Genomic DNA, 21,454 nt, shown 5'->3' with positions numbered 1-21,454 from the left:
TTTTCGCCAGCGGCGCTGTGAAGCGATGACGAAACTCGCCTCGGAAACGGACAGGTCCGTGTCGAACCTGTACAGCTCCGGTATTTAGTCGCTGTTTCGAACTTCGGTCGCCACTTCGCGGATGGTTTCGGCCTCGCCGTCGCTGTAGCTGATGAGTCGCACGTCGGTCACCGAAGCCGGATCGTACGCTGCGAGTTCCTCACAGATGAGTCGTGCACCCTCCTCGAGATCGAATCCGGCGACGCCACAGCCCAGTGCCGGCAGCACGAGTGACTCACAGCCCAGATCGTCGGCACGTGCGAGGCTGTTTCGCGTCGCCGCACGGATGCTCTCGGCGGTGGCTTGTCCATCCCCGTAATGGGGCATCGCGGCGGCGTGGAGCACCCACTCGGCGTCGAGGTCGTAGGCGTCGGTGACGGCCACGGTCCCGAGATCGATCGGCCCCTGTGAGACGGCCTCCTCGTTGATCTCCCCGCCCGCACCACGTCTGAGCGCCCCCGCGACGCCCGATCCCATCTCCAGACTCGTGCCGGCGGCGTTCACGAGCGCATCGGCCTCCTGGGCGGCGATATCGCCCTGAACCACGGTGAACTCCATACCGACTGTCTGACCGCCGACGGCTAAAATCCTCCACCCATCCACCCAGGAGCCGACGGCAGTGTCGACACGGAGATGGAAGCTTGGGCCCGAGTTTAAGGGCACAACTCGAGTACCATCCCCATGCACAGAACACGCAGCGTTCGATCGGATGGATCCCACTCCCGGGAGGCCTAGTCCGTGGAGGAGCGAGAACGGCAGTTCGTGACCATCGGCGTTCTGGTCGGGATCTTCCTCGCCGCGATCGACGGCACCGTCGTGACGACCGCGATGCCGACGGTCGTCGCCGCGCTCGGCGGGCTCGAACTCTACCCGTGGGTGTTCACCTCGTATATGCTGTTCACCGCGGTGACGATGCCGCTGTTCGGTCGGCTGGCCGACGCTTACGGCCGGAAGAAACTCTTCTACGTCGGCATCACCGCCTTCGTCGCCGGTAGCGTGCTCTCGGGGGCGGCCGGCAGCATGGCCGAACTCGTCGCCTTCCGTGCGATCCAGGGGATCGGCGGCGGGGCGATGCTCGCGCTACCCTACACCATTCTCGGCGTGATCTACCCGCCAGAACGCCGTGGCTGGGCCATCGGACTCGGCGGCTCGGTCTGGGGTGTGGCGAGCGTGCTCGGTCCGCCGCTCGGCTACGCGATCGTCTCGACGCTCGGCTGGCGCTGGGTCTTCTACGTGAACGTCCCCGTCGGGATCATCGCCGTCGCGTGCATCGCGACGACGCTCGAGGAATCGACGGGCGCGGCCACTGGCGATATCGACTACGCAGGGGCGCTCGCCATCGCGGTCGGCGTCGGCACGATCCTGATCGGCCTTGAACTGCTCACTACTCAGCCGCTCGCTGCTGGCGTCGCCGTCGTGATCGGTCTCGCCTCGCTCGGAGGGTTCTATTTCGCCGAGCGCCGGGCCAGCGAGCCGATCATTCCACTGGCGCTGTTCGGCGATCGGACCTTCCTCGCCACAATCACCGCCGGCTTCCTCACGAGCTTCGTCGTCTTCGCCGGGCTCACCTACATCCCGCTGTTCGTCCAGAGCGTTCACGGCGGCGCGAACAGCTCGGCGATCGCGGTCGTGCCGATCTCGATCGGCTGGTCGGGCATGAGCGTACTCGCGGGCCGTATGACCGAACGCATCGGCGAACGCCGGCTCTCGATCGTCGGTACGGCCTGTATCGCGGTGAGTTTCGCCGCGGGCGCGTTCTGGACGCCCGCAACGTCGCTCGTCGTGATCGTCGCCGTCGCGTTCGTCATGGGTGTTGGCATGGGAACGGTGACGCCACCGTTGCTCACCGTGATCCAGAACCATCTCGGCGCCGAGCAGATGGGGCTCGCGACCTCTTCCCAGCAGTTTTTCCGCCAGCTCGGCGGCGCGATGGGCGTGTCCGTGCTCGGCTTCGTGATCACGACGCTCGCACGCGGACAGCTCGCGGCCGTTCCCGGCGTGTCGACGCTCGGTGATCTCCAGCGCGTGCTCTTCGAGACGAACACGCCGCCGGCGGGGGCGGCCGCCGCGCTGGCGAGCGGGCTCTCGTCGGCGTTCGTCGTTTCGGCTGTCATCGGGCTCGTCGCACTCGTGGTCGTCTTCGGGCTCCCACGCGGGGAGAGCGGCGGTGATGCCAACACCGAACGAGCTGATCCCGCTACGGACTGACCGGCGGTCGCGGCCATCTGACGGACACACACGGAAACCACCAGGACGGAGCACGAATGTGGTGGTCGGATGGTCCAGGAATGGCTGGGATCGTCCTCAGTAGTCGGTACTGGTGACGATCTCGCCGTTGCTGTGTATCTCGGGCGAGCAGTCGTCGGGGTACGTGAGTTCGGTCAGGTCGCCGTCGTAGGTGTACGTGTCGCGCCCGTCGCCGCTCACGGCACCGGAGACGGTGGGGCTGTCGACGATAGCTTGTTCCTCGTCGACCTCGATTATCCCCCGGATCGAACCGCTGACAGTGAGATCGTAGGGGGTGTACTCGCCATCGCCGGCGATCGTCAGCGTTCGATCGGGACGCCGACCGACGTGGGCGGCCTCCCCGTCGATGGTGACGTTGATCTCGCCGGTCCGATCGAAATCGAACGACTGGAGGAAGCCGTCGTAGACGTACGCATCCGTTCCGGACCGGACCGCACCGCTAGTGCCGAAGTCGGTGGTGTGGTCGCTGTCGTTGACGCTTGCATCGCAAGCATCACTCTGGCTGGCAGTCCCCTTCCCGATGACGAACGAGTAGGGAGTGGTCGTGCCGAACCCCTCGATGACGAGCGTGTGATCGGGGCGGTTCCCAACGTGTGCTGGCTCGCCATCGAGCAGAACGTTGATCTCGCCGGAACCATCGAAATCGAACGATGAGAGCTCGCCAGTGAACGTGTAGGCATCTTTACCGTCACCGACCGCCCCGTGGGCGCTCCGATCGACGATCCGGTCGCTGCGATCGATCGTTGCGCCGTCGGCCGTGCTCTTTTCGAGGTCGCCGCCGACGGTGAACGAGTAGGTGGTCGACGGGCCGAAGCCGTCGATGGTGAGCGTGTGCGTATCGGGGGCCGCGCGTGCGCTGCCGAGCGTGCCGAGTCCGGCGATCCCCGCTGCCCCCGCTGCGAGGAATCGCCGCCGTGACGTCTCCACGGCGGGTGATGGATCGCAAGCCTGTGCCCTCCCCACCTCGTGACGGGATGCAGTGAATTGCATCACTAGTAAGCAGTCAGAAGGGTTTGCAATAAACCTTGTGTATGTGTACCACACTCATATGATGGTTTTTATGGTTTTCTTCCGAATAAGATCGGTTTTCGCACATTCTCGAAAGGATATGCAACGGTGATCGACGAACTGCCGTGGTTCGCAGGAACCCGGTCGGCAATCATCGGTGGACAGGTCGTGTGTACAGCGTGGTCGCTACGATCGAGTGCGCTCTTCCGGTACGTATCGGCCGGCGAGATATCCGACGCCAGCGACGACGGCGACGGGGATGGCCAGGATGACGAGCAAACCGACGAAGTCGGTCAGTCGAGTGCTCAGACTGTTCGCTTCCCACGTCGAACTAAACGGGATCAACGCATACAGCAGGAGGGCAAGTGCGATCCCATAGGCAGCCTTCGAGACGGCCTCCTGGACGGTCCGTCGCCTGGCGAAGTAGATCGTCGTGCCGAGCCACACGAGGAAGCCGGTAGCAATGCCGAGAGTAGCCGACAGCATTCCGGTGACGAAGACCAACAGCAGGACACCAATAACGAACCCACCGACGAGGCCCACTACGACGGTCAGGAACGTGCTCCCCGCTCCGTCGGGATCAAGTAGTGGTCGTTCGCCCGTGGTGGTGTTCTCGATCGGTGTCGATGCGTGCGGCGGTGACGATCGCTGCGTGTCGTCTCGCTGCTCGTCAGTACCGAGGATCGTGTCCTCGGAGTACTCGGTTAGATCGGCCGAACAGTACATACAGAACGCCGACGTCATACCGATGGGCTCGCCACATTCCGGACAGCGCGGGTCGGGAGCATCTACAGTATCCATTCGCGGACCTCCATCCATCGACGAGAGTCAGATGATCGATCAGTTGTTTGGATCAAGGGCGTTCAGAGCGTTCTCTAGTGCTGGGATCGAATAGGTATAAGACAGTACCGTCTCGACTGTATTGGCCGGTTTCGGACTCGGAGACCAGAAATCGACCTCGATCCAGTATCATCCGATGACTGCTCTCACTTATCCGTCGTCATCGCCGCCGTCATCGTCGTCCGTACGATCGTCGTCATCCGTGATGTCATCGTCGTCGGTGCGGTCGTCATCGTCCGTCTGATCGTCGTCATCACCGGTCCGATCGTCGTCACCGACGTTCTCGGTGTCGTTGCTTTCGGCGATGGAATGAGTACGAGTGGCCAGCCGATCGAGTTCACTGCTGAGGGAGCCGGTGCTATCGTTCGCTGCTGTCGGGAGCCCTCTCACAGTGTTCCGGAGGATCGCGATGCGCTGGCTGACCCCAGTGGTCGCGGTTTTGATGTTCGCCAATGCAGCTCGATAGTGATCGTGCTCGATCCGGCCAGTACGCTGGTCGGTCGCGAGCCGGGCGGAGCGAGCTTCGAGCGAGTCCAGTCGGCTGTCGAGCGCGATCATCTCCTGATCGACGACGTCGAGTGTGGCTGCGGGTGTTTGCGCGCGCCGTAACGATGCATTCAGCGCTCGCCGTTGGAGTTCGTTGTCGAGTGTCGTGCCTTCGATGCCGATCCCGCCGGCGAACTGCGCCCCGGAGCTCTGTGCCATCGGCGTGCTGGTATTCAGCTGTGAGAACTCCCCACCGGGAACAGCTCCGCCCGGTCCGGTCGCTGCGAGGACGAGAGCTCCGATCAGCCCGACCGTTCCGAGTAGCCGCCGACCTCGATCCATCTGATCAGCGCTTGCGTCGCCAGTAGCATATATCCGTGGCATCTCTTCTCATTCTGTAGATGGTTCGTCGTCGTTCGTATCCTCGTCCGAAAGCGACAGGACGTTTTCACGCCCAAGACGGAAACTGGTGATCGTCCCGCTTTCGCGAAGGTTTTTCACGACCTGACTGGTCTTTGCCTCGGTCCAGTCGAGTTCGTCGACGACGTGCTGTTGCTTTGCGCGCCCACCGGCGCGTTCGAGCACCTGGACGACGCGCTCTTCGTTGCTCAGTAATGCGGTTGGAGAGTCTCCGGATTCGTCCGTGTCCGTGGTCCCAACCGAACCGGAATCAGCGCCGTTCGGTTCGGTGGCTGCTGTCTCCCGGTTCTGGGTTCGGCGACGGTAGAGGATTGCGAGCAGAACGGCGAGTACGACGACGAATCCACCCACGGCAAGCGGGAGTTGCAGTCGATCTGTCGTCGATGACGTCTGGTTCCCGCTCGACACAGTCGTTCGGGACGGCGGTGATTCCGCCGATGAATTCACGGACGATGCGGATATCTCGGCCGATCCAGTCCGATTCGGTGTGCTTCGGTTCGTTCGAGCGAGTTCGACATACGGCTCGTTTTCGTCGAACGTCGTCGATGCGTTCCACTGGAGGGCAGTCGTCCGGTGAGAGTCCGGCGACGGACGAACGGTTGTGGGTTCGTACCCGTCCGGCCAGGTGATCGTGAGCTGCTGTCCGTCGTCGAGATAGAATCCGGTGAGTGCATCACCTACCCGCAGCCGGTCGTTCGAGCTCGCCGCGAAGTTCCGCCAGAGAAACGAATAGGTGACGACACCGGTGCTTCCCCGCCGCGTCGTACTGACCGTTGGCCGTGTCGCCGTCATCTGCCGGCCGGTCGCAGCCTGTGCGCTTGCCACAACTCGATCCATCCGCGCTCCAAATCGTGTGCGATACGACGATGGGTTCGCCGAGATGTTCTCCTGAAGTTCTCTGAAGCCAGTCGTTTCGTTGACGGTGCTCAGCGACAGATGATAGCTGACGGTCACGACGCCCGTGCCGTTCGGTCGAACGTCGACGGTGATCGCTTGCTGAGGAGACGTCCCGGCATACTGGGCAGGGTCGGTGGCGATCGCCGAATGGACTACTGTGAAATCGGATTGGTGATCGACCGCGCTCGCGGCCCCGCCGAAACAGAACACGACTCCGATCGCGAGGAGCAGCGTGATGAGCGTTCGTCGGGTCATGGGAGAGCGGGCCACTTCAGAGAGTGCAGACTGGAGAACCATCCCTTCTTCTATCGGTTGCTCGAAACGCCTATTTTTATCAGTTCGTTCCGAATCAATCCCAATCTATTCCGTTTAATTCGGCTTAATCGGGCGAAATCGGGCAAGAGAGAGTTCAGGGGTTATCATCGTCGCGATCCGAGAGAGGAGCGCAGCCAGCGTGGCTGCAACCGACCGGAACCGCTCCCACCGCAATCAGGGAGCAGACAACAGACCATGGAACGAGACACAACCCACACGGATGGCGAATCGGCGAATCGAACGACGAATACGGCCCACGCTGGGGGCGAGACATCGTCATCGAACCGCAGAACGGTGCTCAAAGGCATCGCCGGAGCGTCCGCAGCTGTCGTCGGTGTCGGAGCTGCCTCGGGCGTCGGTGCTGCAAAATCCCAGTCGGCGACGGGAACGAGTGCCGGACAGTCCTCGGCAACGGGGACCGGCGCTGGAAACTCCTCGGCATCGGGAACTGCTGAGGGCGATTCCTCGGCATCGGGGACGGCGTCGAACGGTTCTTCGACGGACGCGACCGGATCGAAGCAGTCCTCAGCCACGGGCACTGGCTCGGGACAGTCTTCGGCCACGGGCACCGGATCGGGACAGTCCTCGGCAACCGAAACGAGTGCTGGTAACTCCTCGGCGACGGGAACGACCAGTGGTCAGTCTTCGGCGACCGGGACCAGTGCCGGCCAGTCCTCCGCGACGGGGACGACTGCCGGTCGGTCCTCGGCGATGAGCGCACGATAGGACATCGAGTCCATCGATAGGACTTTCGCCCGGATCGTGCACTCAAGCGCCGAGCACGAAACTGCTGACGACGACAAGCGAATCGGCCGACACGATGTCGAAACGGGCCGGCACCCGCTTCGCACGGGAGATCGATCCCGTCCGAGCGAGCGATCCTGACACCGGTGCGGTCCGTTGCTGGACAGATCGCCGAACCGAATTTTGATACCGAAAACGACAGGCCAATGATGGACCGTGACACCAACCCAGAAATAGACGACAGCGTACCGGCAGTCGAACAACGACGCCTTCTCCTCGGTTTCCTGCACGAAAACGAGGCAATCGAGCGATTGCAGTCCTCTCGGATCGTCGCGACGCCGGGTGATGCACTCGACGGGACGGAAAACGAGGAACCCACGACGGATCCGGCAACGGCGTACGCGGATCTGTGGAAAAGTGCAAACGACAGTATCACTCCCTCACGGGCGTTCGAGGATGGCGCGGCCGAACTCGTTGATCTCCCCGACGAAGCGGCCGTTGCCGAACACGTCGACGCGTTCGTGAACGACCCGCATTTCCAGGCTTCGCGCGGGGGCCAACCCGCGGACAGTTGGGCGATCAAACTGGTCCCGATCGAGAGCCTCGTCGCGTTTCAGCCGGCCGTGACACAGACGGCCTACGAGACGGACCTCGCCTCGACCGAGAGCGTCCTCGATCTCCTCGAGTTCACGCTGCCGGTCGACGACAGCCCCCTCGTCGAGGACCAGCGGATCAACGATACGTTCTTTTCGGGCTGGCAGTTCGTCACCCGGAGCCCGAACGTCCACATGAGCGGCCCACAGTACGCGCGTTCGGACAACGACGACGATACGACGATCGCGACCGTCTCGTTCGATCTGAAATCGAACCCGAACTTCGTCTACGTGGCCCATTTCGAGGACCGGTATATCCTCAAAAACGGCTATCACCGGGTGTATCAGCTGTTGAAGGCGGGTGAAACGCACGTCCCGGCGGTAGTGATCGAAGCCGAAAGCTACGACGAAACCGGCGCTGAGCAAGCCGGGTTCTTCGATCGCGAGCTCGTGATGGGTGAGCGACCGCCCCTGCTCACGGATTACGAGACGCCCGCCGCGGTCACGATCTCTCGGCGCACGACGAATCGGATCGTCCGTGTCATCGCCGAGACGACCGACGTGTTTCGTTGACTGGCTCTCTTTGATCCGGTTCCGTCAATCCGCGGATAGCGGGAGAATGGCACATAGCCGCCTCGAAAATCGGCGATGATCGTCTCCCTGAATCCATACCTATCAACCGATCATCAGTGGGACTACTCCATATACCCCAACTGCTTGAGTCGGTCCGAGACCTGTTCGGAGTGTTGCTTCGTGTCGTTCCGATCGAGCTGTATCGGCTCACGGGAGTCCCACGAGGGGTCCTCAGTGAAGATCGGCAGCACGTCACCACGCATGTCCTCCGGAACGGCAGTTCCGTTCGTGACCAACAGCGTCGGTGCGATATCGAGGATACTGATCCGGTCGATCTCACCGCGAGTGTCGAAATCGGGGCCGTTGGCCATGAAGATGCCGTGTGGTGTGTTCTCCGCTGCCCAGCGGTCGGGATCGGTGTGGATCGAGCCACCGCCGACACCATCGTTGACGTGGACGCCTGGTCGCTGGTCGACGACGATTTCGGGTGCGAGATCGAGATATGGACCGGAGTAAACGTCCTCACCGCGATGGACTGCAGTGAACAGTGGTCCCTCCTCGTCCGAGACCGAGCGGAGTGTCTCGATGAGTTCGTCGCGGAGGGCGTCGGTCTCGAACTCGGGGTTGAGATAGATCGGACCCTGTGAACTCGCGACGGCGCTCGTCCGATCGAGATCGATCGCTTCGAGTTTCCGTCCGCGCTTGACGCCCGCTCGCTGTGGGACCAGCTGTTGAAGCCGTTCGGGAACGGCTCGTTTCAGGACATCGACAGCACCAGCGCGTTTTGCGACGCGCAGAACGTTCTCCCGATCGAGACCGACCGTTCGGAGGACGTCCTCGATGGTCCGTTCGCGGGACTGGTAGTCGTTCTCAGCAAGCCACTCGTTGATGTAGAACTCCGTCGTCGTCGGCGCACTCCCGTGATCCGAGAGAACGACGAGGTTGGTGTCGTCGAGATCGTCTAGTCGTCCGAGCCACTCGTCGACGAGTTTCCACGCCCGCAGCGTTGGCTCGTCGTCCCAGAAGAAGTGATGCAGGACGTTGAGGTAAAACAGCGTCACGTGCATGAAATCGAGCTCCTGCTCCTCGAACAGCCGCAGTGCGACTTCGAAGCGGCTTTCGAGCACCGAGAGAATAGCGTCGACTTCCGCACCGCGTTCCTCGTTCGAGGAGAGCAGCGGTTCGGGATGGACTCGGTAATCGAACTCCTCGGTGAGCCGCTGATCGAGTCCCTCGGGATAGGTGTAGCCCGAACTGATCGAGCGATACTCCCCCTCGACGGTGCTCGGACCGCCGGAGACGACGACGCCGTCGAGTTCACGCGGCGGATACATCGTCGGCATGTTGACGACGCCCGTCGAGTGCCCGGCGTCGTTGAGGTAGTCCCACAGCTCCGCAGTGTGGAAATCACGGCTGTCGGTCGTTTCGATGCGTTCGTTCGCGAGATCGACGTTTTCGAACCAGAACACGCCGAAGCCGCCGGGATCTTTGCCGGAAGAGTAACACTTCCAGTTCGGAAACGTCACGGGCGGGAGGCAGCTCCGACTCTCGGCCCACACGCCGCCGGACCGCAGCTCGGCGAGATTCGGCAGCTCACCGGCCTCGATCCACGGTTCGAGCAATCGCCAGCCCGCACCGTCGAGACCGACGACGAACGTCCGTGTCATGCCCGCCATGATACTGCAACGAGGAAATAGGTTCTCGTTTCACTCCTGACTCGGTGACTCGACGAGTTTCGAGAGATCCATCTTGAGGGAGGGATACCAGCCGACGAGCGCTGGGAGATAGGAGCCGAGCAGTCGATCGACGAAAATCGCCGTAACGATCGCCGTACTCGGCACGCCGAGGGCGATGAACACCGCCGTCGCCGTCGCCTCGGTGACGCCGACACCGCCCGGCGTGAGCGGTAACAGTGTGACGCTGTATGCCATGACGAGATAGAGCGGCAGGAAGAGTGCTGGCTCCAGACTGACGCCAAGACTCTCGAAGATCAGCCAGACTCGCAGGCCGGGGACGATCAGCTGTGCAACCACGAACCCGGCCGTGTAGGAGACGATCGCAACGGGATCGCGCAGCAGCGTACGGAAGGTAGCCGCCGATGCTGCCGAGAACTCGGGGAGTTTTTGCGCAAGTGCTGCGAGCCGATCGCCCACGACCGGAACCCGGCGAGCGATGCGCTCGATCCCACCCGCGATGCGCTCGACGGCGCTGAGATTGATCCCGGCGAGCAACACGGCCGTTCCGGCGGCGGCATACAGTGCGGTCGAGAGCACGAGAACGATCGCAAGTCCCAGCGGCAGTTGGCCCACACTGAGTACGAGACCGAGGAATGCAACGAGACCGTACAGAATCGCATACAGGCCGGTGTGAACGCCCGAAACGCCGACGGCACCCGGATACGCCATGCCGGTCCGGTGGTGGACGACGAACGGGGCGACGGCCCGCCCCGACAGCCGTGATGGCAGGAGATGGTTGACGAAGAGGACGATGAGACCGGTATCGATGGCGGCCCGAAAGCGCGTGTCCTCGATCCTGTCGAGCAGCACGTGCCACATGGCAAGCGCAACGAGAAGTCCAACTCCGCTTACGGCGACGAGCGCCACGGTCGTTTCGATGGAGATCGAAGCGAACAGCGATACCGTGCGCTCCCATTCGACCTGTCCAAGCACCCATGCGAGCGTGAGCGCTCCGAGGAGATACTGGGCAGCTCTGAACAGCCATGCCCGACGTTTCGATTCAACCACGCTACTGCCCTCCAACGGCAGTGTCGCTGGCGGTGCCGCTGGCCGGACCGTCGCTCTCGGTCGCGCTCTCGACGGCCGACTGTGCGGTGACGAACTCGAACGGTCCGTCGAGTATCCTGAGCAGTGAGCGGCGCATCCAGCTACCGGTATGCCAGTACACCCGCTTCGGAACGCCCGCCACGTCCGGAAGGTCGGCGAACTCCCACGGATGGACGTAGAGAATCGGACAGATCCCACGACGGGCGAGCAGTCGCATGCCAGTGGTCGTATATCGGGGACCGAAAAATCGGAGCCAGGTACCCGTGAGCGGGAGGCGGAGCCCAGGGAAAGCACTCACCGGCAGTTCGGTGATCGTGGCGGGAGCAGCCGACTGCACCTGCGTCGCCGGTACGGGGCTGTCGATATCGTGGTCGCCCCCGTACCAGCCCGGAATCGACCGACACGGAACGATGCTGGAGTCGTACTCGTAGCCGGCTGCCGCGAGCATCGAGAAGTGGTCCGCAGCAGTGTCGAACGACGGCGCGCGAAATCCCGTGACCGACGTTCCCGTCACGTCTTCGAGGAGCGCCCGAGAGCGATCGATCTCGTCGCGACGCTCGCGCTCGTCCAGCGTCGTGAGATGGCGATGGCGGTGGGTATGCGAGGCGATCTCGTGACCGGCAGCGGCGACCCGTTCGACACAGTCGGGATGGCGCTCGGCGATATCGCTAACCACGAAAAACGTCGTCGATACGTCGTAGTCGTCGAAGACGGCAAGGAGATCGTCGACGGCAGCGAGACCGATGTCGTCTCGGTCGGTCCGCCCGCGTGCGTTCCGATAGGCGGGAAGATGGGTGAAGAATTCGAGATCGACCGAGAGAACGGCCGGCGAATGAGTCATCGATCAGACGATACTGGTTTAGCAGTCGGGATAACTCATGTGCTTTGTCAATGTCGATACCGGCGGGTCCGGCCAGCAGCCACCAGCCGGGAGAGCGGGGCTGCAGCCACAAGCGCTAATAGTCGTGTCGTCGAGAGACCGAACAGGCAACAATGCCGGTGTGGGAAGCAGGTCCGCAGACTGCAAACGGACCCGTGTTGCAAGCCTTTGGGCTCGACAGTAGCACGCTCACCGCGTTCCTCATCGGCCTCGCCGTCGTGATTTTCCTCTGGGGATTCGAGCGCTACCGAACCACGTTCTCGCGGCAGGAGTTCCTGATCGCGATCACCCTCTCGCTCGGCGTGTTCGCCGCCGGGGCGTTTCCGGCCGTGTACAGTGCCCTCGCGTCGGCGTTTCACGTCGAACGCCGGTCGCTCATCGTGTCGTTGCTCGCGAACAGCGCGCTGGTGTTGCTCGTCCTGTATCTGTTGGCACAGGTGCGGAGCAACCAACTGTCGATCACCGAACTCACACGAGATCTCGCAGTGGAGCGAGCCACCGAGACGGCCAGCACCGACACCAGCACGGAACGAACGGTCTGTGTGGTGATTCCCGCCTACAACGAGGCCGAAAGCATCCGAAACGTCGTCAGTTCACTGCCGGAATCGGTCCACGGCTACGCGGTCGAAACGCTCGTCGTCTCCGATGGCTCGACCGATGGAACAGTCGACCGGGTTGCATCGACCGCAGCGACTGCCGTCGAGCATCCGCTCAATCAGGGACAGGGCGGCGCACTCAAGACGGGCTTCGAACTCGCCCAGCAGCGCGGTGCGAACATCGTCGTCACGATCGACGCCGATGGCCAACACCCGATCGACCAGCTCGACGCGCTCGTCGCACCGATCGCCGACGATGCGGCCGACTACGTGGTCGGCTCCCGGTATGCGGGCGTCGACGAATCGGGGAACGGTGTCGCCCGTCGAGCCGGAATCCGACTGTTCACGAAGGTGATCAACGTGATCACCAAATCGAACATCACCGACTGTACGAACGGGTTTCGCGCGATCCGCGGGGCAAAGCTCAACGACCTCACACTCACCGAAGAGCGGTTCAGTGCACCCGAACTCATCATCGAAGCCCGCAAAAACGGGCTGCGGATCCGAGAGATCCCGGTCTCCATCGCGCAGCGTGAAACCGGAACGACGAAAAAGCCGAAACTCGGCTACGCACTCGGCCTCGCTCGCACCATCTTCACCACGTGGATCCGATAAACGAGCGTGACCGAAACGACTGGGCCGTCAGTCTGATAGCAATCTCGATGGAACGAAGCCACGATCCATGACCGTTTCACCAATGCGCTGTCAACCAACAAACCAGTGATGGAGACGGACTCGCGGCCGCTGTTCTCGCTCGTATTTCTCACGTGGAACGCGGGAGAGGCGATCCTCCGGACGCTCGAATCGGTCGAGCAGCAGTCGTTCACCGACTACGAGGTCGTCGTCGTGGACAACAACAGCCAGGACGACACGCTACAGCTGCTTCGGAACGCCTACTCGGGGGACGATTCGGTACGGATAGTCGAAAACGAGCAAAATCGTGGCTTCAGCCGCGGTATCAACCGAGGCATCCGCGAAAGCGATGGGCAGTATATCTGCTGTTACAATCACGATACGCTGTTCCCCGACGGATACTTGCGGACGCTTTCCGAGCGGGTCACGCCGGACGCGGTATGGACGACGGCCCGGCGCAACTACCGTGTGTCCTCCGAACGAACGTGCGTACGCCTCCTCTCCCGGTATCGATTTACGCTCCCGTATCGCGTCGATTCGCTGTCCGGGGATGCTGCGGTGAACTACGTTCCCGGTGATGGCGTGATCGTTCCCCGAGAGATATATCGGAACGTGCTTTCGGGGCAGGTGTTCGATCCGGCGATGCCGCTGCGCGTCGAGGACGTCGATCTGTCGTTGCGGCTCGCCGATGCCGGCGTACCGATGCGAGCGATACTGGATACACACTCGATCCACCCGGACAACGACGATATGTACGTCCCAAGCATTCAAAATTTCGTCACCTTGGCGAAGATGATCCGGGCTCGGGTCGTCGTACATCGGAAAAACACCGATTCACTGCTGCCGGTCGTCGTTGCAGCCGCCAGTATCGTTCTCAATCCGCTGGTGATCTACTGCACTGCCTACCCTCGTTCGGCCGACGCGTTCCGCGATGCGACGTCCGTATCGTGACCAGTATTGGCGACAGCGATGGACTCGTCACCAGTGAACGAGACCGACGCCGCCGCGATCCTGCTGTGGATCGGCAACGATCTCGGTCGTCTCGTACTCCTCACGGAGTTCGCGCCAGAATCGGTCGACCTCGCAGTCGGGGTCGTGGTCGATAGTGACGATATCGTGGAACGCGATGAGCCCGCCGTCGGCGACGAACGGTGAATACCGCTCGAAGTCGTCTTTGACACCAGCGTAGGTATGATCGCCGTCGATAAACAGGAAGTCGATGGTATCACCGTCGAGGAGCTCCTCGACGTGGCGGACAGTCGCCGGCGAGTGGGAATCGCCGCGGAGAAACGCCTGGTCGATATCCGGGCGATCACAGACGTCACGAAGGAACTCGGCACGTCTGAGCGAGTGTCCGCCGCCGAAACGGCCGCCAGGAAGGTCGATGCTGAGGTAGTTCGTGGCAGCGAGATACTGCGCCCACACGTAGTAGCTCCCGCCACGGGCGGTGCCGATCTCACACACCGTCTCGGGATCGCTGGCAGCGACCGCTTCGACGAAGTTCCGGAACTCCGAACGGATCTGCATCGGCTCGATGGATCGATACGCACCGTAGCCGCGATAGTCGTACGCCGTGTCGATGACGTCGGTGAGGTCGTCCTCGGACGCCTGGTAGCCACGCAGCTCTCGGACGGACAGCGCTCGACAGAGGGTATCGCCGATGGCGGGGAGTGCGTTGCCCACGTCCCGTTCGACCTTTTCGAGACCGCGGCGAAAGACCGAATCGAACCCGTCGCGACGGTAGAGTCGGCCTGCACCGGTTACATACGATCTGAGAGCCATACGAACATCACTACCGCCGCCCGTGATGGTTCTTTCTAGATGGAAACAATCCGACCATCGATTTCGGTCTCGAAGATCGGACGGAAGACGATCTACGGAGCCGCCGTCGAATCGAACTTTCGGAGGACGGCGAGGCCACTACAATACGGATACTGTTCGAAGACGAAGTCATCCAGGACAGTGACGAACGACTCGGTTTCGTCGAGATCACAGTCGAAGTGGTCCTCGATCGCTCGGATGACGCCCCGGTCCGCGATCGGACTCAACCCTCTCGTCCGGTCTTTCCGTCGATAGAACCGCTGCATGTTGGTGTCGTGAAAGAAGACGACTGCGTTCTCGCTGAGATGGGGAAACCACGCCTCGATCTCGGCGAGCGTGTGCTCGTAGCGATGACTCGTGTCCACGAACAGGACGTCGATGCTGGAATCGACGTCGTTCTCGTCACACCAGCCCTCGAACGCCGCGGCGAAATCGACATCATCGGCGTTGACGAACTGCCAGCCGTCGTAGTCGGTGGTGTAGGACGTCGCCTCGATATCGACGCTCACCACGTCGGCGTCAGTGAGACGTGCAACGCGCTCGAAGACGAACGTCGACTCGCCACTACGGACGCCGCATTCGACGATGGTGTCGGGAGAAGCCTGCATCGCCTCGACGAACAGCCGTTCGAGATGATCACTGATATCGGTTGGTTCCTGCGAGTGGCGTCGCACCGCACGAAACTCGCGGTGGTCGGTCGGAGGGTCGTACGGTGGAGATCGGTAGATTCGGTTGTACCGGTCGATCGCCGTTCGAACCCAATCGAGAACCCCGCTCCGGCGAAGCGAGCGGCGAAGCAGGCTGTCGTCCGGCATAGGCCTATCGCGAACGAGTAGGGAGAAGAAACTACCTGTTCGACGACCGCCGACGCTCATCGACGTCGCTCCGGAGTATTTATACGCACAGCATTAGACGTGTGGACAGCCATGATAGAGGGAGTGACAGCGCGCGATCTGCAGGTCAACGCGGACGAGCGCGGCCATCTCGTCGAGATCTTCCGCGAGGACTGGGAGCTGTACGACCCCGATCCGGCGATGAGCTACTACTCGATGAGCTATCCAGGCGTCGTCCGCGCGTGGCACCGCCACGATCGGGGCCAGATAGACCACTTCGTCTGTCCGACAGGACGCATCAAGGTCGCCATCTACGACGATCGCGAATCGTCACCGACGCGCGGCGAGCTCGATACGTTCGTCATCGGTGAGCACAACCAGCGAGTCGTCCGTATCCCCGGCGATTGCTGGCACGGGTTCAAGACGATCGGGGACGACTCCGCATTGCTGATCAACTTCCCGACGAACCTCTACGACTATGACGACCCCGACGAGGAGCGGCTACCGCCCGACACCGACGAGATCCCGTACGATTGGGACGAGACGCTTCAGGGATAACGGATCGTCTCGATGCACGACTCGTAGTATACTGTCGGACGGGAGTATGTGAGGAGCGGATTCGGAAACACCGCTGCAACGAGCGACATGTCACTTCGCGGGGTTCCGATCAGTTCCATCCGACAGTATGTTCGACCGTTTGTTCGAGACCCTCCTCGAACGACCACGCCGGTTCCCAGCCGAGCGCCGCCATCTTGCTCGCATTGAGTGCGTACCGCTCGTCGTGGCCGGGGCGATCCTCGACGAACTCGATGAGGGTTTCGGGTGCTCCCACGGCATCGAGCACCGTCCGAGCGACGTCGAGGTTCGTCCGCTCGTCACCGCTGCCGACGTTGTATATCTCACCGGTCGTTCCCTCGTCGAGAACCATCCGGATCGCGCGACAGTTGTCCTGTACGTAGGTCCACTCGCGAACGTTCGACCCATCGCCATAGATCGGGAGCGACTCCCCGCGTGCCGCGCGGTCGATGAGTTTGGGGATGAGTTTCTCCGAGTGCTGGTGTGGCCCGAAATTGTTCGACGAACGGGTGACGAGCACCGGCAGATCGTAGGTGGAGTGGTAGCTCAACGCAAGCAGATCCGCACTCGCTTTCGTGGCGGCGTAGGGGTTTCTGGGATCGAGTGGATCCGTCTCGGTGAACGTCCCGTCGCTGATCTCGCCGTAGACTTCGTCGGTCGAGATTTGGACGAATCGATCGATATCGGCATCCCGTGCGGCGTCGAGAAGCGTCCGCGTTCCCTGAACGTTCGTCGCAACGAACGGTTCGGCCGAATCGATCGAGCGGTCGACGTGTGACTCGGCGGCGAAGTTCACGACGCTATCGACCTCCTCGAAGAGCTCCGCAATCAGCGACCGATCCCGAACGTCGCCCTCGACGAAATCGTGGCGCGGATGGTCGAGGACATCGTCGAGATGACGCATCGAACCGGCATACGTGAGCGCATCGAGAGTGATGACCGATCGGTTCGTCGCGTCGAGAAGGTGGCGAACGAAGTTCGAGCCGATGAACCCTGCACCACCGGTGACGAGCACGCTCATGGAGGGACGTCGGTGACAGTATGTATTTAGGTTTTCATCGGCTGTACCGCGTATGCAGCTGCTCGTCGTTGGGGCGAACGGACTGCTCGGCAGCAATGTGATCGCGAAAGCGCTTGCGCGCGACTGGGAGTGTGCCGGAACGTATCACGCGACCGAGCCCGCGTTCGACGTCCCGCTACACGAGTTGGATATCCGGGACACTGATCGGTTCACCACGATACTCGATGCACACGAGTTCGATGCCGTTCTCAACTGTGCGGCCATGACCGATGTGGACGGCTGTGAACGGAATCCGGAGCACGCCCACGCCGTTAACGGGGCGGCACCCGGTGAGCTGGCGCGTGTCTGTGCCGACCGAGAACTCGCGTTCTGTCACGTTTCGACCGATTACGTGTTCGACGGGAACGCCGAACGGAGATACACCGAGTCCGCACCGACGAGCCCACAACAGGTGTATGGCGAGTCGAAACTCACTGGCGAGCGAACTGTCGAAAAGGCCCACGATGGAGCTCTCCTCGCCCGGCTTTCGTTTATCTACGGAACCCACGGTGCCACGGGTACACTCACCGGCTTTCCGGCGTGGGTCAGCGATCAGCTCCGAAAAGGAGAGTCGATCCCGCTGTTTGCGGACCAGACCGTGACGCCGAGCAGGGCCGGGCAGGCGGCCACAACGCTGATCGATCTCCTTGCAGCCGACGTCACGGGGACGGTGCATATCGCCAGTCGATCGTGTATCACGCCGTACGAATTCGGCGAGCGAATCAGGGAGCGACTCGCTGCGTCACGCTCTCTGGACGTGCCGGTGGAACTGTTGGCCGAAGGCTCACAGTCGGCCGTCGACCGTGCCGCAACGCGACCGCTGCACACCTGTCTCGACGTCGAGAAGGTCGAACACGTGCTCGACCGTGACCAGCCACCGCTCGCCGACGACCTCGACGCGATCGCCGATGCGCTATGATTCCCAGCGCCCCGTGTGATATCGGTGGTTCAGTGCGAGACGGATCGGACACGGAACGCGATCTCAGAGATCGAGATTCGAGTTCTCGCCGACGACCAGCCGGCGACCCTCGGGAAGCAGTCCGTCGGCACTGCCGATCGACGTGCCACGGCCGATGAGACTGTCGACGATCTTGCCATCGGTCGCGATGGACGAGTCACCCACGATCACGCTGTTTTCGATATGGACGTTCCGCAGGGTCGAGTTCGGGCCGATCGAGGTGTACGGCCCGACGTAGGCACCGGCCTCGATCGACGTGTCCGCGCCGATGGATACCGGACCACGAACGACCGCCCCCGCTTCGATTGTCGCCGTGTCGTGAACATCGAGATAGCCGGTGGTCTCCGCGTCGCTCTCGCCATCGATCGTCGGCGTCTCGTCCCGCCGGTCGTCGAGCACCAACCGATTCGCTTCGAGCACGTCGGCCGGCTTACCGGTATCCTTCCACCAGCCTTCGATGACGAGCGAGTCGATCGCACAGCCGTCGTCGAGCAGCGTTCCGATGGCCTCGGTGATCTCGTACTCGCCACGCCACGACGGTTCGAGTCGTTCGATGGCGTCGAAGACGACCGGTGAAAACACGTAGACGCCGATGAGCGCGAGATCGCTCGGGGGGTCGTCGGGCTTTTCGACGAGTCGCGTGACGTCGCCGTTCGCATCGACGTCGGCAACGCCGAACTGTTCCGGCTCCGCGACCGACTGGAGGGCGATACCCGCATCGTACTGGCCGCGCTCGAAGCTCTCGACGAGACCGGAGATGCCCTGTTTGAGCATGTTGTCGCCGAGATAGACGACGAAATCGTCGCCGTCGACGAACTCGCGCGCACAGCCGACCGCGTGGGCGAGCCCGAGCGGATCGCCCTGTACGATATACGTGATATCGACCCCGAAGTCGGCACCGTCACCGAGGTAGTCCTGGATCGCCTCGCGTCCCTTGTTCCCGAGGATGACGCCGATATCGGTGATGCCAGCGTCTTTGAGGTCTTCGATGGCGTACTGGATGACGGGCTTGTTCGCCACCGGTACCAGCTGTTTCGGGCCGGTATGTGTGATCGGTCGGAGGCGGGTACCCTTGCCTCCGGCGAGAAGTACGCCTTTCATTGCCGGCGACACGACGAGCGAGGTAATAGGAGCGGCGGTTCCTTGCAGCCACGATCGCGCACAACGACAACCATCCATCCGATTTGGGGTGCCGAGTGCAGAACGGTCGAGTAGCCGACCGTCGTCGTGACCGGATGGCCTTCTTTTAATACGGATTGCGCGTAAGCCGAGTCAATGCGAGGAATCGGCGGTGGACTGCTGGGTCGCGCGAAAAAGCGAGTCGGCGACGATCTCACGACCGACCCTTATCTTCGATACATTCTCCTCCTGGCGACGGTACTCGCTGGATTCTGGTTCTGGCACGGGATTCCCGAGTTCGCGACGATCGACGAGCGCTGGCGGCTCATCGACGCGCTCGCGGCGGTCGGCACCGTCGTCGACGACCCCGGATTCAGTGCGATTCGACCGGCGATCCTGGCACAGCAGCCAGCTGGGGCGACGCTCTACGTGAATCTGCTCGCCGTGCTTCCGGTCGCGATCGTCGCGCTCGTGACGGGACAGCTCGACGCGTTCGTCGAGTTCAATCCGCAGCTTCGAACAGTCGGTCTCTGGCAGTTTCGCACCGGTACCCCCGAATGGATCTGGACAGGGAGTCTGTTTTTCGCGCGGCTGCTCACCGTCGTGCTCGCGATCGGCTGTGTCTACCTTACCTACCGTCTCGGAAGGGCGATGCGCGATCGGACGACCGGACGGCTGGCAGCCGTGTTGCTCTCGCTGACGTGGGGATTTCTCATCATGGCCCACGAGGTCAGCGAGGACATCCCGGCGTTGTTTTTCCTCCTGCTCGTGTTCTACCTCGCGCTCCGATACATCGAGACGGGCGACAAGGCGGTCTATCTTGCCGGCTGTATAGCGGGCGGGATCGCCATCGCGTTCAAACTCACTGCCGGAACGAGCGTCATACTCCTCGGTCTCGCGTACATCCTGCGAGCGCGGAGACCGGGCGTGAACCCGCGCGACGCACTCTTGCAACCACGACTGTTGGTCATGGCGATCGCATGCGGCGCAGGAGCGATCGTCGTCGGATTTCCCGAGGTGCTCGCTGCCGGTCCCGAGGTGCTCATCGAGCGGGTTGCCGGCGGCGGTTCGCGATCGGTCGGTGTGGCTGCACCGGTCGCGCCGAGCTGGTGGTGGCTGGTGCGCGGCTATCTCAACGGTCTCGGACTTCCGTTGTTCGTCGGCGCGATCGGTGGCATAGCGGCGGCGATCGGTCGCCTGCGCGAGCGGTCGATCGAGGCGGATGCGACGATACTGTTGCTCGTCGGGCTCGGGATGTATCTCCTCGTGTACTCTCGGTGGGGCTACGTACGTCTGCATCACCTCCTCCTCACGTTTCCGCTGCTTGCACTCTTGCTCGCAGCCGCACTCTCGCGCCTTCGCGGTCACAGCCAGCGCATCATGTGGGCGCTCGTCGCAGTGCTGTTCGTCACGAGCAGCGCGTATGCCGGTGTCGGCGACCTTCACTACGCCACCACACCGCGTGACGAAGCGGCGGAGTGGCTGAATACGAACGCGCCCGACAACGCGACGATGGAGGTGTATCGGTCGCGGTTCAGGGATGCGACGTTCCCCCGCGACATGCAGATCAACAGCTATCGCAAAGCGCGGATGACGGCGGGTTCCGACCCACCGACGCGCATCCAGTGGATGAACAACCTCTCGACCCGGTGTCCGGAGTTCATCCAGCTCACCTACTGGGATCTCGTCCATCTCGGTACCGCGAGTCCGATCCGAGCGGACTCTGGGAATCAGAAACAGGTCGCCGACGGGTACAGACGTGGACTGCCGCCCAGATCGCCGAGACCGAAACGGGCCGAACACGTGCGGAGCCTGCTCACCGGACAGTACAACTACACTGTGGCAGCCGAGTTCGGCCCGCAACCCCCGATGTGGCCACAGCCACGGACTCAGACGTCGCTGTTGGATCTCCTGAAGACTGGCGTCGATCCGTGGACGATCACCTACGGCGACGATCAGGATTTCCGGGCCGAACAGTACACGCTGATCCTGAACCGGACCGGACAGTGTGGATCGGCCGGGAACACGTCCCC

At 62.4% G+C, this 21,454-nt stretch carries 20 protein-coding genes; 8 read left to right on the top strand and 12 right to left on the bottom strand.

What is annotated here, in order from left to right; translation table 11 throughout:
• Positions 1–84 precede the first annotated feature (84 nt).
• The gene (locus C451_RS06050) at positions 85–597 is read right to left on the bottom strand and encodes a macro domain-containing protein (RefSeq protein ID WP_007738830.1); all 513 of its coding nucleotides are present in this window, start codon (positions 595–597) and stop codon (positions 85–87) included.
• 180 nt (positions 598–777) lie between these two features.
• On the opposite strand from C451_RS06050, the gene C451_RS06045 reads away from it, so the two are divergent.
• Positions 778–2,247 (top strand): MDR family MFS transporter, encoded by a 1,470-nt coding sequence (locus C451_RS06045; RefSeq protein ID WP_007738829.1) that lies wholly within the window; start codon positions 778–780, stop codon positions 2,245–2,247.
• Positions 2,248–2,343: 96 nt separating this feature from the next.
• On the opposite strand, the gene C451_RS06040 is transcribed toward C451_RS06045, so the two are convergent.
• From C451_RS06040 to C451_RS06025, 4 genes are all read right to left on the bottom strand, one after another.
• On the bottom strand, positions 2,344–3,276 hold the full coding sequence (locus C451_RS06040; RefSeq protein WP_241431207.1) for a pre-peptidase: 933 nt from the start codon (positions 3,274–3,276) through the stop codon (positions 2,344–2,346).
• Between the two features lie 204 nt (positions 3,277–3,480).
• Positions 3,481–4,095 carry a zinc ribbon domain-containing protein gene (locus C451_RS06035; protein ID WP_007738825.1) on the bottom strand — a complete coding sequence of 205 codons (615 nt, stop codon included), beginning with the start codon at positions 4,093–4,095 and terminating at the stop codon, positions 3,481–3,483.
• Between the two features lie 189 nt (positions 4,096–4,284).
• On the bottom strand, positions 4,285–4,962 hold the full coding sequence (locus tag C451_RS22755) for a hypothetical protein (protein WP_007738824.1): 678 nt from the start codon (positions 4,960–4,962) through the stop codon (positions 4,285–4,287).
• A 48-nt stretch (positions 4,963–5,010) separates the two neighbouring features.
• On the bottom strand, positions 5,011–6,192 hold the full coding sequence (locus tag C451_RS06025; RefSeq protein WP_007738821.1) for a helix-turn-helix transcriptional regulator: 1,182 nt from the start codon (positions 6,190–6,192) through the stop codon (positions 5,011–5,013).
• A 255-nt stretch (positions 6,193–6,447) separates the two neighbouring features.
• On the opposite strand from C451_RS06025, the gene C451_RS21970 reads away from it, so the two are divergent.
• Positions 6,448–6,978 (top strand): hypothetical protein, encoded by a 531-nt coding sequence (locus C451_RS21970; RefSeq protein ID WP_152420435.1) that lies wholly within the window; start codon positions 6,448–6,450, stop codon positions 6,976–6,978.
• 227 nt (positions 6,979–7,205) lie between these two features.
• On the top strand, positions 7,206–8,162 hold the full coding sequence (locus tag C451_RS06015) for a hypothetical protein (RefSeq protein WP_007738817.1): 957 nt from the start codon (positions 7,206–7,208) through the stop codon (positions 8,160–8,162).
• Positions 8,163–8,284: 122 nt separating this feature from the next.
• Here C451_RS06015 and C451_RS06010 read toward each other — a convergent pair whose 3' ends face one another.
• Genes C451_RS06010 through C451_RS06000 form a run of 3 tightly spaced genes read right to left on the bottom strand, consistent with a single transcriptional unit; the run spans position 8,285 to position 11,786 of the window.
• A complete protein-coding gene (locus C451_RS06010; protein WP_049913006.1) occupies positions 8,285–9,829 on the bottom strand; it encodes an alkaline phosphatase family protein in 1,545 nt (514 codons plus the stop codon).
• A 39-nt stretch (positions 9,830–9,868) separates the two neighbouring features.
• Positions 9,869–10,906, bottom strand: a complete 1,038-nt coding sequence (locus C451_RS06005; RefSeq protein ID WP_007738813.1) for a lysylphosphatidylglycerol synthase transmembrane domain-containing protein — start codon at positions 10,904–10,906, stop codon at positions 9,869–9,871.
• A 1-nt stretch (position 10,907) separates the two neighbouring features.
• Entirely contained in the window at positions 10,908–11,786 is an 879-nt protein-coding gene (locus tag C451_RS06000) for a polysaccharide deacetylase family protein (RefSeq protein WP_007738812.1), read from the bottom strand.
• Positions 11,787–11,938: 152 nt separating this feature from the next.
• On the opposite strand from C451_RS06000, the gene C451_RS05995 reads away from it, so the two are divergent.
• Entirely contained in the window at positions 11,939–13,036 is a 1,098-nt protein-coding gene (locus C451_RS05995) for a DUF2304 family protein (protein WP_007738809.1), read from the top strand.
• A 108-nt stretch (positions 13,037–13,144) separates the two neighbouring features.
• A complete protein-coding gene (locus tag C451_RS05990; RefSeq protein ID WP_007738807.1) occupies positions 13,145–14,005 on the top strand; it encodes a glycosyltransferase family 2 protein in 861 nt (286 codons plus the stop codon).
• Positions 14,006–14,032: 27 nt separating this feature from the next.
• On the opposite strand, the gene C451_RS05985 is transcribed toward C451_RS05990, so the two are convergent.
• Complete coding sequence (locus C451_RS05985) at positions 14,033–14,836, bottom strand: class I SAM-dependent methyltransferase (RefSeq protein WP_007738805.1); 804 nt, start codon at positions 14,834–14,836, stop codon at positions 14,033–14,035.
• Between the two features lie 92 nt (positions 14,837–14,928).
• The gene (locus C451_RS05980) at positions 14,929–15,690 is read right to left on the bottom strand and encodes a class I SAM-dependent methyltransferase (RefSeq protein ID WP_007738802.1); all 762 of its coding nucleotides are present in this window, start codon (positions 15,688–15,690) and stop codon (positions 14,929–14,931) included.
• A gap of 111 nt (positions 15,691–15,801) precedes the next feature.
• On the opposite strand from C451_RS05980, the gene C451_RS05975 reads away from it, so the two are divergent.
• Entirely contained in the window at positions 15,802–16,266 is a 465-nt protein-coding gene (locus C451_RS05975) for a dTDP-4-dehydrorhamnose 3,5-epimerase family protein (RefSeq protein WP_049913005.1), read from the top strand.
• Between the two features lie 109 nt (positions 16,267–16,375).
• Here the strand turns inward: C451_RS05975 and rfbB are convergent, their stop codons facing one another.
• Positions 16,376–17,305, bottom strand: coding sequence for a dTDP-glucose 4,6-dehydratase (rfbB, locus tag C451_RS05970; RefSeq protein WP_007738798.1), 930 nt, complete (start codon positions 17,303–17,305; stop codon positions 16,376–16,378).
• Positions 17,306–17,357: 52 nt separating this feature from the next.
• Here rfbB and C451_RS05965 point away from each other — a divergent pair, with 52 nt between their 5' ends.
• Positions 17,358–18,263, top strand: coding sequence for an SDR family oxidoreductase (locus C451_RS05965; protein WP_007738796.1), 906 nt, complete (start codon positions 17,358–17,360; stop codon positions 18,261–18,263).
• Between the two features lie 63 nt (positions 18,264–18,326).
• Here the strand turns inward: C451_RS05965 and C451_RS05960 are convergent, their stop codons facing one another.
• On the bottom strand, positions 18,327–19,403 hold the full coding sequence (locus C451_RS05960) for a glucose-1-phosphate thymidylyltransferase (RefSeq protein WP_007738794.1): 1,077 nt from the start codon (positions 19,401–19,403) through the stop codon (positions 18,327–18,329).
• Positions 19,404–19,577: 174 nt separating this feature from the next.
• Between C451_RS05960 and C451_RS05955 the strand changes: the two genes are divergently transcribed.
• Positions 19,578–21,454, top strand: a 1,877-nt coding sequence (locus tag C451_RS05955; protein ID WP_007738792.1) for an ArnT family glycosyltransferase, incomplete at its 3' end; no start/stop codon positions are given.

The sequence above is a fragment of the Halococcus thailandensis JCM 13552 genome, from assembly GCF_000336715.1.
In the GTDB taxonomy this organism is placed as follows: Archaea; Halobacteriota; Halobacteria; order Halobacteriales; family Halococcaceae; genus Halococcus; species Halococcus thailandensis.
This window is presented reverse-complemented; position numbering and strand designations above follow the sequence as displayed.